Below are 13,169 nucleotides of genomic sequence, written 5' to 3' on the forward strand. Positions count from 1 at the left end.
CATCACAAGGCTCCCGTAAGCGGTTAGCACGTTCAAGATAAACGGTTAAAACCTGTGTTCATTTAACACTAAGTAGGAGAAGTAGTTCCCCCTACTGACAACATCGAAGTTAAACAATCAAGCCAACTCTAAGGAGGCTTGATTCAACGAATTTTCGCATCAACCAACAAACTAAATCCCTAGCGTTCTCTTTGCCATATTGGCAAGGAGAGGCTTTTTGCTTTCTAAAATAAGCAAACAACTCCACAAACAATAAGGATAACTCTATGAAATTAAATAGATTAGCGCTCATTTCGGCCATAATTTCATCTAGCGCCGGCGCTTTTGAAATCTGTAAGATCGGGGACGAATATAACGTCTTAGATAGTGAAAGCTTCCACCAAATCCGCCAAAAAAATTACGATGCATTTAGTGATGGCATTACTCCTGAAAACCTGTTTCCATCATCGCCAGAGCACATTGTCGACTTAAAACCCTCTCTCTCTGAAGCCAGTGATGTTTTCCCTGAAACTGCCACCTTGCTAGAAACAGGACCCGCCTCAGCCGTTACGCTAGCACCTGAGGAAGCAGCAAGACTGATGGACACTTTGGGCCGTTCAACGACAGGGCTAGCGCAAGGTGCATTAGAAGCTCTGGGACCGATTGGCGACGCGGTAGCCGTTGGACTTTGGGCAAATGAGGTCGCAACTAGCTTCCAAGATGAATCACGTACCTCTTACGATCGATTTGCCACAGTAATGGGGCTCGTCGATTGGTTTGGCGTTTTAAAACTTCCCGCGAGGGAGATCGACCGCCAAATTTTGAGTAGTCGCTGGGATAGAATTGCAGCGGATAACCATTACAGTTATCACGTTCATGAGGATCTCGTTACCCAGCAAGATTTAAGAGACAAAATTTATTGGGCCGAACTCGCCTCAGACCAGCAAGCGATGTGGAACGCCGTAGCACGCGGCTTTGCCACCGATCTTGCCCTCAAATACCAGCAGCATTATCAAGAAGTGGTAAAGGCTCAGACTATTATGGCGGAAGAGCTCATCACCGCGGTCGACCACGAGCTACGCAAAGCCATGTTTAGCCAACTGGCTCTCGACCATAAAGACTCTCGTCTGTTTGCATCAGATATTGCCGCTAGCTGTAACGAGGAAACTCGAGTGCTGGCAGACCTTTATCCTGAGCATGATGCTGAAGAGAGTAATTCCCTACCACCAGCATTACCTTCAAAACGCCAAGCGAACCGCGCACTGGCCAAACTTCAGCATTGTCAGCAGAATCTTCTAGATCAAGCAATTGCCAAACTGAATGAGTTACGAACAGGTCAAATTGAAGGACTTGACCAAGCTGCAGTTCAACAGCTTTATACACGCACACTTGCAGCCAAAACCCAGATCATTGAAACCGCGGACAACCATGTCAATTTGCTCAAGAGTAAGTTGCAAAAAGAGATGTTCACACAAGGTGAAATCGCCGTTGAACGACTATTCCGCTCAGGCTCTGTAGAGACCATGCATAATTTCTTCAAGGGACAAGCCGAGCGCAATGCCATTGACGAAATGACACGCAGTATTCTTGGCCGTCCTGCGACCACACAAGAAATACGCAACAAAGAGATTATTCTCCAAAGCGGCTACAGAAAGTGCGTTCGTATTGGTATTCTCGGAGGAGACCCGAATTTTCGTGGCTGTGTCGAATATGCTTGGATACCAGCGGAAACTCGCCCGTTTAATCCGTCTGAAGATACGGTTATTGCGCAAATCTACCCGCCGAATAAAGAAGCGGTGAAGCGAGTTCTTTTCGATACGTTAAGCACCTTAATTGCCGATGGCTGGAACTCAGAAGACGAGGAGCATTGGTTAGAGCAACAGATCTTGAACTTTTCTGCGCAGCAGCGCCTAAAACAACAAGCCGAATTCGATAAACAACAGGTTTATCACTGGTTACTAGACTCAAGCGCAATGCTTGAAGGTGAATGTGGTGGCGGTAGCGCATGTGCTGGGTGGAGCTTGTCTTACCTTCAAAAAGAGAATCTTTCACGACAAGCGTCGCTGCATTACATCAACAATTGGCACGCAAACTACTCAGGCAAAGGCGCCTATGTGCACTCAAAGCGCTATCAAAAGCTTGGTGGCTTGATTACCGCTGCACTAGAAAGCGAATGGCAAGCTAAGAGAGCTGTCGAATTTTATAGCTTCACTTACCCAGGTAGCATTGATCTTCAAAAAAATGCACCACTGATTTATTCCGCACTGAAATCATCCTCACTGGATCTTGCTCATCTGGAAGGCAACACGCTGCAACTCGCGAAAGGGATCGTAAAAACTCGTCTTGCTGAAGCGATCAGTGTCTCAGACAGCAACGGTGTTGAGTGGCTACATTCACAAGTGGGCCAATTCCAGCGCTATACGTCGATCATCCACTCTCAACATATCTCTACTGGGCACTACGCCTCTGGGGAAGGTGAAGTCACCGCTCTGTTTTCAGAGATGCTGCCTGCGCACCTGATGCGCTACCTGATTTCAGACATCATCCCTGATAGCTACGATGCCCGTATCGAGCGCTCTATTGACGCCATCTTTAACCCAACGTCTGAACTCAATCAACAGCTCGATAAATTAAGTAACACCAACGAAAACTTTACCAATCAACCCGGCCGTAGCTGCATGATCTACTATCCGCACCTTAAGAGCGCACTGCTTGATGTTGCGGCTGATGATGACCTGTATTGGATTTCACCTATCTCAGAATGGTACGACGCCGTCACTCGCCAACAGCTCAATATGTTTGGGGCGTTGAAGTTTGCCGTCATCAATCAGAACAATTTCGGCATTCCATGTGATTTAAGCCCTAACAGCTACCAATACCAATAAAGGGCGGACACTATGAATACTCGTTTTTTATTACTTCTCTGTTGTTTGAGTTTTGCTGGCTTCTCTCAGCCGTTTGATACGCTCAAACAGCCAAACCGTTCTGAGGAAGAAATCATCCAACTAGCAGAAGACTTCAACGACTGGTCAAAGGCTTCCAATGGTTGGCGCTACTCCTTCATAACTGCCAATGAAAAGGAAGCTGTGGAAGACTTTTCAATTTCCGGCTATCAGACCGCTAATGACTACCTAAGAGCAACTGACACCTCAACATGGGGTGTCGCGGGGGCGGATGCGAGGCAGTACATTCGCACGGTTAAATCGGCTCTCAACAAGCTGCCAAAATACAAAGGGACCGCCTATCGAGGGACTTGGGTAAAACTATCTCTGCTTAACAAGCTCGAAGAGGGGGACGTGTTGGTCGAGCCAGCATTTACTTCAACCTCTACTCTCCCAGAAGTCGCTAAGCGCTTTTCGGTAGTGCATCCCAACTCCCCACAAAGGCTCAAGCGAGTGCTGTTTGAAGTAAAGATCAATCAAGGGGGTCACACCATTGCAGGGCTTTCGGAATACAGCAAAGAAGCAGAGGTTCTATTTGCGCCAAATGCACACTTTCGAATCACCCAGATAGAGCGAACTTCTAACCATACCTACATCGGCGTTGAGACAGTGAAGGCGTCTGCCGTCAAAAATACTCAGAAATATAACCTCTATTCAGGCGAAGAAGTAGAAGCATCATTTTGGCACTCTCTCGTTTGCACATAAACTAAGGATCAAGCAATGAAAAAATTTATTGGAGTGCTTTGTCTCTCTTTAATGACAAGTTTTTCGGCACAAAGTGAGGAGTTTCCTGAGTTTAAAGGGCGTTCACTCTCCTATCAGGCGCAACAACAAATTGCGGATGACTTGATGGATTGGGCAACGACGCACCATGTAAAAGCAGAAAAAAAGATGGTGCCAGAAGAGTATTCCGCAATCAAAAACTATGGCCGAGTGGATCACGACGTGGTCAATGAATACATGAGGGCGGGAGAACCTGAAGGGTATTTGTCAGAAATGTTTGGTCGTACATTAAAGTCGCGAGTCTTTCATATGCGGAATGTGATGAATAAATTACCCAACTACAAGGGTACCGTTTATCGAGGTTCATCAATCAAGAACTCGCTACTGGAAAAGCTCAACATCGGTGACATTCTGCACGAGAAAGCGTTTTTATCGACTTCGACATTACCGAGTGTTGCCAAGAACTTTTCGTCGGCTGGCGTTTACGAAGGCGCCTCTGCAGCTCAATTCAAAATTGAGTTAAAGTCAGCAGGTCGGGCGATCAATGCTTACACATTCAAACCGGATGAAGCTGAAATACTCGCTAAACCCAACACTTACTATCGAGTAGAAGCGATTGAAAAGATATCGCCACACAGAAACTACATCAAGATGAGAGAGGTAAAGAACCCTAGTCGTTATCTTAAAGCTGAACCCGATATCCATATATACGACAGCTTTAATGGTGAAGAAGTCTCCCTTCGAAATCGCAGTTCCCTCTACTGCCTGTAGCCTGATGCACCAGTCTATAACGTAATGCACCGTCTTCTTAGATTATGTTCTTAATGAACGATTAAATACAAAAAGACCATCATTATGATGGTCTTTTTTATTACTGATATTCGCTAATCTAGCGCTATTAGCTTGCGGTTTTACGCATCACCTTGCCACAAATATACTCCCCAATCGGCATTGCCGAAGTCGCTGCCGGCGATGGCGCGTTACATACATGCAAGCTTCTTGGGCTTTCGGCAAACAGAAAATCATGAACCAAGGTGCCATCTTTGAGTACCGCTTGGGCACGAATGCCTGCTGGGTAAGGTTTGAAATCTGACACCGTAATACTCGGGCAATATTTATTCACTAACTTTAGATAGCCCGGCTTCCACCACGAGTTTTTAAACTCGACCAAACCGGTTTTTAGATTATTCGCAGTCACTTTCCAAAAGCCCGCAAAGCTCAGCATCTGCCAAGTGTCCTTGAAACTAAAGTTAAGCTTGCCATAACCTTCTCGCTTCCAGCCTTGAACTGCATTTGGCCCTACTGTTACGGAGCCATCAATCATGCGTGTTAAATGCACGCCCAAGAAAGGCAGTTCTGGGTCAGGGATAGGATAGATAAGGTGATTCACCACTTGGTTGTGTTTGGCGTCCAACTGATAATATTCACCGCGATAAGGGACAATTTGGAAGTCGGTTTCAATGCCAAGCATGCTGGTCATTCTGTCGGCCATCAAACCAGAGCAAGTGATCAAGAATCGGCTGTTCAGTTGTAGAGTTTGACCATCGACTTTGCACGTTAACTGCACCTCATCTTCTTGCTCATCGGCCAAGATCACTTCCGTGCCTAGACTGAGCTTACCACCCGCTTCAACAAACTCTTGAGCCATCACTTCGGTGACTTTTTTGTAGTCGACGATACTGGTGGTTTTGACATAAATCGCGCCCAAGCCCGTGATGTTCGGCTCTGCAAGTTTCAGCTGCGCTTGATCCAAGAGGTCGACATCAATGTCGTTATCATGACAACGTTGATAGAGCGCGTTCATGCGCTCCACTTCCTGCTCATTGGTCGCGACCAACAGCTTGCCACAGTTTTCGACAGGGATATCGTGCTGACTGCAAAAGGCGATGGTGCGCTCTACACCACGCTTACAAAAATCCGCCTTTAAACTGCCCGGAGCGTAGTAAACGCCAGCGTGAATCACACCACTGTTATGACCCGTTTGGTGCTGCGCGAAGCCACGCTCCTTTTCGACTAAAAGGATACTTTTATCCGGATGAGCTTGCTGTAATTGCCATGCCGTCGACACGCCAACAATGCCACCACCAACGATAATATAGTCGTATGTTGAGTTCATAATATTCCTACATTCAATCCTTTTAATTATAGGGAAGACGCGACAGTGTCAGGTTCGGTTTGAGGCAAAGATTCTTGCTCATCTTCCGATTCCTTTTTCACTTGATTAGCATCGTATTGACGAGCCGTGTGAATAAAGAGACCAATGAAAAGTGCTACGCACACTAGACGAATCACGACGGAAATATCAGGCCAAACCAATGCCACACCCAGCGCGATTAATACAACACGAGTCAGCAGATTAATTTTACTTTCTAGATAACCTTCAATCGCAGCAACAAACGCGTAAGTACCAATAATAGCAAAGCCTCCTGTGACCAAAACCGAGGTCACATCCCAACTTACTAAGTTGGTGTAAGCAATCAACAATGGCACTAAGTACAGGCCTTTGGCGATCTTCCATGCCATTAAACCGGTTCTCATTGGTGGTGTTTTAGCAATGGTCGCGGCGGCAAACGCAGTTAAGCAAACTGGCGGGGTTACGTTACTGTCTTGCGACAACCAGAAAATGATCAAGTGTGCAGAAAGCAGTGCAAGGCTGATCGCTTCTAAGCCCAAGCTTTGCTCAAGTAGGGTTTCGACAAAGTCAGCAGGGACTAACGCAATCATCTCTTTGGCTGTTTCGAGAGCCATTGGCGCATTCAGTAAATCTAACTTGTCTGGTGCCGCTAACATGAAGATAGCTTTCGCCTGTTCAGGTAACTGACCCGAAACCAGCAAGTCGAGCAACTGGCTTTCAGCAATCAGTTTGTACAAAGCTGGAGCCGACAGAGTGCCCAACACGATATAAGCCGCCGTCACTGGTAAGCCCATCCCCAGAATCAAAGATGCCAATGCGATCAAGGCAATCATCACCAACAAGTCGCCGTTCGCCCAGCTGTTGATCATCAACGAGAAGGTGTTACCAATACCCGTCGTACTGATCACGTTGATAACGAGGCCAATACCCACCAACAACACCGCCGTGGTCGCCATGTTTTTTGCGCCTTGAGAAAGCGCTTCGATGATCGCCTTTGGACCCATTTTGTGATTTTTAGAGAACCATGAAGCCACGACGACAGACAGAATCGAGATACCCGCTGCGTAAGTCGGCGTGAAGCCCTTCACCAACAGAGTCACCAACACCGCTAATGGGATCAGGTTATGCCAGCCCGACAGCAATACCTTCAATAGAGGTTCACAGCCAGAAGTGACTTTTTGCACGCCACTGCGTTTTGCTTCAATACGCACGAAAAATGCCACAGACAAAAAGTAGATAAGCGCAGGTAAGAAGGAAACCGCAATGATGTCAACATAAGGGATCTGGGTGTAAGACGCCATGATAAACGCACCCGCACCCATCACTGGTGGCATCAACTGCCCGCCCGTCGATGCAGCCGCTTCAACACCGGCCGCGAAACGCGAAGGGAAGCCTGCCTTTTGCATCAAAGGAATACTGATCACACCTGTCGATACGGTGTTTGCTACGCTCGAACCGGACACCGAGCCCATTAAGCCTGAGCCAATTACCGCGATGAAGCCGGGGCCACCAATCACCTTGCCAGCCGCTGCGCGAGACACATCAATGATGTAATCACCGACACCCGAACGCACTAAGAATGCACCAAACAGGATAAACATAAACACGAAGGTCCAGCTGATTCTTGAGATAGAACCGAACATCCCTTCTGATGAGTAAAAGCTTCGATAAAGAAGTGTTTCAAGGCTCAGACCCGGGAAGTGGAAGATGCCACTAGTCCATTGCCCCCACAGCACCACATAGCTCAAACACACTAAGATAAGCACCGGAATAAACCAGCCCATGGTACGGCGAATCAGCTCAATAACGATGGCAATCGCCAAGATAGAGAAGAACCAATCACTAGCGATAAACTTAACGCCTCGCTCATAAAGGGCATCTTCTGCAAAGGGAATGTAGATAAGACAAGCTAGAGCTGCCAAGGCGATTCCGATATCCACAGCCAAAGCGATTTTGCTTTTTTTCAATGAGATATGGGCGGGATACCAAAGCGCGCAAATGATCGCAAAACCAGCAAAGTGGGTCGCCGAGATCCAAAGCTCAGGCAAGGTAGATAAGGTGTTAAACCAAATGTGTAACAGCGAGAGTATCACTCCCATTGTCGTTATCGCTTTGCCTACCCACGGAAAATCCGTTCGGGTCGGCAGTTCAAATTTTTTCAGTTCCTGCTGCAGCGAATCGCTCATAGAAAACTCCTGCTCTCCGCAGCAAACACGAAGAGAAAATCCATAAAGTAAGCAGGTGCACGCACACATTCTTGAGCGAACGTGCACCAAGCAATTAAGTCACGAAGGGTGTCTTTGTTTAACTAACGTAAACCGTCATTCGGCGAAGGCCGTTAGTTAACGATCAACTCAGAAGGGATATCGATGCCCACTTCTTGGTAGTAACGTGCAGCGCCCGGGTGAAGTGGAACAGGCAGACCTGCGATCCCTTTCTCGAGTGCCATTGCTTTGGTTGCTTTGTGGATACCTTGTAGGAAAGGTAGGTTTTCATAGATAGCTTTGGTCAGCTGGTACACGTCTTCTTCAGAAATGTCTTCACGAACCGCTAGGAAATTGGGTTGAGCAATAGTGGTAATCGGCTTATCAACACCTGGGTAAGTGTTTGCCGGGATCTCGTACTTGGTCCAGATATTGTAATCGCCGTTCGCTTGTTTGATTTGCGCATCAGTAAATGACAGGATTTGAATGTCTTCACCCAAGGCTGCAAACGCTTGAGTTACCGCACCAACAGGCACGCCAGCGGGCGTATTCATGCCATCGATGGTGCCATTTTGTAGTGCGCTGGCACTGCCGCCGTAACCCATAAAGGCGAGTTTAAATTGTTCTGGGTTAACCGACAGGCCTTGCATGATCTGGCGTCCTGAATTCTCTGTACCTGAGTTCTTCTTACCGATAGAGAATTTCTTGCCATTTAGATTTTCTAAATCACTCATGGTGCCCGTTTCTGTCAGATCAGAGCGCACAATAAAGTGTTCAACGTTTTGCCATAACATAGAGACTGAACGCAGTTGTTTTTGACTGCCTGACTTCTCATATGGACCAAGCCCTTGCCACGCCCACGCGCCATACAAACCTTGCAGAATGGCAAACTGTGCTTCGTTCTCATTGAGAAGTTTCACGTTCTCGCCCGATCCTGCTGAGCTGATAGCCGCCAAAGAAAAGTGCTGCTTTGGCGCAAGCTTAACTTTACTCAATGTCGCTAAAGCCACACCCACTGGATAGTAAGTACCACCCGTTGAGGCCGTCGCTAAAATGTAACTGCGATCTTCTTGAGCTGAGGCATTGCTGATAAGGCCAATAGAGGCCATTGCGATTGCTAAAGTTTTAACTAGCTTGTTGTATTTCATTATTACTCTCCATGTAGAGTTATTCACGTTATATTTTTGTTAACAACAATTGCTAGATAGCAAGCACAATGCCAATTTTTAACCATCTGTTTTTATTGATTTTTATTTAAAAACTCACCTAAAGTAAGCCATTTTTTGCTTATTTGACGACGAATCAATGAGCTATTTTTTGCTTATCCCAAGCAGCGAATAACATCGGATTAAAGGTAGCCAAGTCACACTGTGTTACATTTGCGTGATCAATGTTTATAAAATGATAAATTTATGATGAGCCATTTTTTGCTCATTGATTCAGACAGCCTCTCTAATCTCATCATCACTTACGAATCGACATAATCGCTTCGGTTCAACGCATAACGCACCATCTTTTGGTTCAATGTTCGACGGGGTAAATCCAAATCTTGCATCACATCATTGATGCGCCCCTGATAACGCACTAGCGCATCATGAATCACTTTCCGTTCAAAGCTCTGCACTTGAACCGCCAACGGGATGCCTGCCGTTGTGGACTCTGTGACAGAATTGGGGCGACACGCCAATATATCGCCCACTGTCAGGCTTTCATCCAACGCAAAACGAATCGCGACATTACGCAGTTCACGCACATTGCCCGGCCATGCATACGACAACAAGGCATAACGATCGGCCTCACTGGCAACTCGGGTTTCACTGTTCGCTTCTTGAGTGAAGTGCTCGAAAAGGATCAAAGCATCGTCTTCTCGTTCACTAAGGGGAGGTAAATGCAGTTGGGCAACGTTCAAACGATAGAAAAGGTCTTGGCGAAAATCGGGGTGATTCAGTAGATCGCTTTTCGAAGCAGAGACCACTCGTAGATCAACATGTTGTTGCTGATTACCCCCCACGCGTTCGACAACATTATCTTGCAAGGTGCGCAGCACTTTAACCTGCATCGACAGCGGCATACTCTCTATTTCATCGAGAAACACCGTGCCTTTGTCGGCAAATTCAAGCTTACCAATGCGTCGTCTGGCTGCACCAGTAAACGCACCAGCTTCGTGTCCAAACAGTTCGCTTTCAAAGAGGTTTTCTGGAATCGCGCCACAGTTTAACGGCACAAACGGATGAGGTTTTCGCTGGCTAAACTCATGCAGACAAGAGGCGACCAGCTCTTTACCACAGCCGGTTTCACCATAAATGATCACATTAGTATCAATCGAGGCGACTTTTTGTATTTGCTCTCGCAATTCACACATCACTTTGCTGCGACCAATCAGCACCTGTTCAATACCCTTCAGGTTATCCAGATAGTTCTGACGACTGTTTCTGTCTTGGCCACTTTGATGTTTGTCGACCGCTTCCGAAACCGTTTGAGACAGACGCTCAGGGTCGAATGGCTTTTCAATGAAATCATACGCGCCTTGCTGTAACGCTTTCACGGCCATATCGACATCGCCATGCCCCGTAATCAAGATGACAGGCACCTCAGGTACTAACTGCTTAAATCGCGCAAGCAACTCAACGCCGTCTATATCAGGTAAACGAACGTCGGTGATGATGGTTTGGAAATCACCCTGCTCTACCGCGTTTAACGCATCTTGCCCAACCTCAAATGCGGTGACATCGAATCCCGCTAATTGTAACCATTGGCTGGTTGCTTGACGCACAATTGCATCATCTTCAATCAAAGCTATACGCTGCATGGTTTGGTTCCGCCACTTACCTCTGAATAATGTCGCCCACGGTATGTAAAAAATCCGCAGACGAAAAGGAGCTAGCTCCCACTTTGAATAACACTCCTTTAACAGTTTTATAATGTTTGTTAGCTTCAACTTGTTTCACTCTCCATCCGCTTAAAAAGCAAACAGAAAACCTTCTCAAGTCACTAGTTTAAAGGGACAAGTCACTAATTTTAAAAGGATTTGATCAGCAATGATGAATAACAATCGATATTGGTTGTTCCTATGTGCCTGTTTATTAATTGGTTTGGTTCAGGTAACCACCAAAAGTGGCATAAGCCAATGGAAGCTCGAACAAGCCCAACGCTATGCAGAACAGCGCTTCCTCGGATACATTGCCGAAGCCAGACGTACCCTGAAACGCTTCTATTATCTGCCCTACCTAGTGACGAACGATGAAACCAGTGTGCGTTTCATTGATGGTGAAGCCCGCCTCGAAAAACGCATTAAGAAGCAGCTGATTCAACTGGATAAAGCGGCCAACACCAAGGGCTGGTATCTGCTTTCTGGCGAAGGTCATTTGTTGGTATCGAGTGTTGAAAGAAGCAAGCTGAGCAAAAAGAACGCCAGCACGATTGTGTCTAAAATCCACCAGCAAGGTGGTGCTATCTCTGTAGTAACCAAAAATAAAGGCGTGACACCCGATTACTTTATTGCTGCGCCGGTTTATCGGGCCTCCGATGTGGTCGGTATTGTCGCGGTGCAAATCGATTTGTCATTATTAACCGATCAATGGTTTGCTGATGGTGAAGCGATCCTGTTCCAGAACCCTCGCGATCAGTTCTTTCTGTCGAGTGATAAACGACTGAGCGCTGACTGGTTCAATGACACGTTCAATTCTCAGCCCACAGCGACAAAACGTGAGCTGTATGACCAAACCCATATTCGCGTGTGGCGACTGCAAGATAAAGACTACCTTATCCAATCCATCAAGTTAGACGACCTCAATTGGCGTTTGACCTACCTAACACCATTAACCAGCCTCAATCAGACCACGAACTGGATCAGCTGGAGTGTTGCGGTTGGCTGTCTTTTCATTCTGCTGTTGCTGGTTATTCTTTATCAAAGACGTCAGAAAAAGCTCAGTAATCTGCGAATCCAAAAGCTCATCGAAGAGTCAGAAAAACGACTGTCTGGAATGATCAATAAAACCCACGTTGGGCTGGTGCTGATCGATAAACATGGTCATATCCACGATATTAACCTGATGGCGAAGAACTACTTTTGCCTTTCTGATTCAATGATCAGCAACATCAAGGCGTGGCAGTTATTTGAAGCAGGCAACCCAAATTCAACCACGTTACAGTTACTCAAGAACCTGGAACAGCACCAAGAACTGGCTGAGATCACCAGCGTCGAAACCATGGCAAGGCGCAGTGATGGCAGCTACTTCCCTGTGCTGTTCTCTATTAGCTCATTCCCTTGGCATTCAACGCCTTATTACCTGTGTACCGTAATCGACATCAGCAAGCGTAAGAAAGCGGAAATTGCGGTTCAAAACGCCAATAAGACGCTTCAACTGCGAGTAGAAGAGCGAACCCAAGATCTCAAAGATGCGCAACAAGAACTGGTGGAATCAAGCAAACTTGCCGCATTAGGGCGGATGTCGAGCGCGATCACTCACGAGCTTAATCAACCACTTACGGGGCTAAAAACCCTGCTTTCAAGTAATCAATTGCTGATGGAAAGAGGTGAGACCAAGATGTTGAAAGCGAACATGGACTTAGTCATGAGCCTGATCGACAGAATGGCCAACATGACCAGTCAATTGAAGTCGTTCGCCTTTAAAAGACTTGAGAAGCCCTATCCAGTTTCACTCACCGAAGCACTGCAAGAAACCCTACGAATTCACCAAGCCGAATTAGACAACGTCGATATTCGCGTGCGTGTCGCCTCTAATATTTCGATGGTGATGGGAGAAGAGGCACGACTTCGCCAAGTGCTTGGCAACTTACTTAGAAATGCTGTGGACGCTACGCAGAATCAAACACCCGCGACCATTGTTATCAGCGCACATACCGAGCAACAACGTGTGATCATCAAGGTGCAAGATAATGGCTGTGGCGTGTCAGAAGACCAACTCGAAACCATTTTCGAACCCTTCCACACCAACAAAAAGATGGGCGAAGGCTTAGGACTCGGACTAGCTATCACAGCAAACAATGTGCGGGATATGCAAGGTACCTTGATAGCGAAGAACAACCCAGACCAAGGCATGACATTTACGTTAACGCTACAGAATATTGATAGTAAGTGGTCGCTTACACAGAGTTTAGAATTCACACTCTATTGAGAAGCTAAAACTAAAAAACCGCCCACAGAGGGCGGTTTTGATTCACTTA

At 46.6% G+C, this 13,169-nt stretch carries 8 protein-coding genes; 4 read left to right on the forward strand and 4 right to left on the reverse strand.

The features are described from left to right. The first annotated feature begins 266 nt into the window (after positions 1-266). Genes QWZ07_RS05215 through QWZ07_RS05225 form a run of 3 tightly spaced genes read left to right on the forward strand, consistent with a single transcriptional unit; the run spans position 267 to position 4,415 of the window. Positions 267-2,864 (forward strand): hypothetical protein, encoded by a 2,598-nt coding sequence (locus QWZ07_RS05215; RefSeq protein WP_192853774.1) that lies wholly within the window; start codon positions 267-269, stop codon positions 2,862-2,864. Positions 2,865-2,876: 12 nt separating this feature from the next. Beyond that, positions 2,877-3,626: an ADP-ribosyltransferase gene (locus tag QWZ07_RS05220; RefSeq protein ID WP_102280055.1), complete on the forward strand. Its 750-nt coding sequence runs from the start codon at positions 2,877-2,879 to the stop codon at positions 3,624-3,626. Between the two features lie 15 nt (positions 3,627-3,641). Then, complete coding sequence (locus tag QWZ07_RS05225; RefSeq protein WP_061021044.1) at positions 3,642-4,415, forward strand: ADP-ribosyltransferase; 774 nt, start codon at positions 3,642-3,644, stop codon at positions 4,413-4,415. A 127-nt stretch (positions 4,416-4,542) separates the two neighbouring features. On the opposite strand, the gene lhgO is transcribed toward QWZ07_RS05225, so the two are convergent. From lhgO to QWZ07_RS05245, 4 genes are all read right to left on the reverse strand, one after another. Beyond that, positions 4,543-5,760, reverse strand: a complete 1,218-nt coding sequence (gene lhgO / locus QWZ07_RS05230) for an L-2-hydroxyglutarate oxidase (RefSeq protein ID WP_102486893.1) — start codon at positions 5,758-5,760, stop codon at positions 4,543-4,545. 26 nt (positions 5,761-5,786) lie between these two features. Continuing rightward, positions 5,787-7,964: a TRAP transporter permease gene (locus tag QWZ07_RS05235; protein WP_102512925.1), complete on the reverse strand. Its 2,178-nt coding sequence runs from the start codon at positions 7,962-7,964 to the stop codon at positions 5,787-5,789. 152 nt (positions 7,965-8,116) lie between these two features. Next, complete coding sequence (locus QWZ07_RS05240; RefSeq protein ID WP_017107135.1) at positions 8,117-9,130, reverse strand: TAXI family TRAP transporter solute-binding subunit; 1,014 nt, start codon at positions 9,128-9,130, stop codon at positions 8,117-8,119. Between the two features lie 320 nt (positions 9,131-9,450). Then, entirely contained in the window at positions 9,451-10,791 is a 1,341-nt protein-coding gene (locus tag QWZ07_RS05245) for a sigma-54-dependent transcriptional regulator (RefSeq protein ID WP_017111226.1), read from the reverse strand. Between the two features lie 229 nt (positions 10,792-11,020). On the opposite strand from QWZ07_RS05245, the gene QWZ07_RS05250 reads away from it, so the two are divergent. Then, on the forward strand, positions 11,021-13,120 hold the full coding sequence (locus tag QWZ07_RS05250) for an ATP-binding protein (RefSeq protein WP_192853775.1): 2,100 nt from the start codon (positions 11,021-11,023) through the stop codon (positions 13,118-13,120). The last annotated feature ends 49 nt before the right edge of the window (positions 13,121-13,169 follow it).

The organism is Vibrio lentus (genome assembly GCF_030409755.1).
GTDB lineage: Bacteria > Pseudomonadota > Gammaproteobacteria > Enterobacterales > Vibrionaceae > Vibrio > Vibrio lentus.

What these genes read in the sequence shown, in the direction of transcription:
- QWZ07_RS05250 (WP_192853775.1), top strand. Translation starts at nt 11,021, where the DNA reads ATGATGAATAACAATCGATATTGGTTGTTCCTATGTGCCTGTTTATTA.
- QWZ07_RS05220 (WP_102280055.1), top strand. Translation starts at nt 2,877, where the DNA reads ATGAATACTCGTTTTTTATTACTTCTCTGTTGTTTGAGTTTTGCTGGC.
- QWZ07_RS05235 (WP_102512925.1), bottom strand. Translation starts at nt 7,964, where the DNA reads ATGAGCGATTCGCTGCAGCAGGAACTGAAAAAATTTGAACTGCCGACC.
- lhgO (WP_102486893.1), bottom strand. Translation starts at nt 5,760, where the DNA reads ATGAACTCAACATACGACTATATTATCGTTGGTGGTGGCATTGTTGGC.
- QWZ07_RS05245 (WP_017111226.1), bottom strand. Translation starts at nt 10,791, where the DNA reads ATGCAGCGTATAGCTTTGATTGAAGATGATGCAATTGTGCGTCAAGCA.
- QWZ07_RS05215 (WP_192853774.1), top strand. Translation starts at nt 267, where the DNA reads ATGAAATTAAATAGATTAGCGCTCATTTCGGCCATAATTTCATCTAGC.
- QWZ07_RS05240 (WP_017107135.1), bottom strand. Translation starts at nt 9,130, where the DNA reads ATGAAATACAACAAGCTAGTTAAAACTTTAGCAATCGCAATGGCCTCT.
- QWZ07_RS05225 (WP_061021044.1), top strand. Translation starts at nt 3,642, where the DNA reads ATGAAAAAATTTATTGGAGTGCTTTGTCTCTCTTTAATGACAAGTTTT.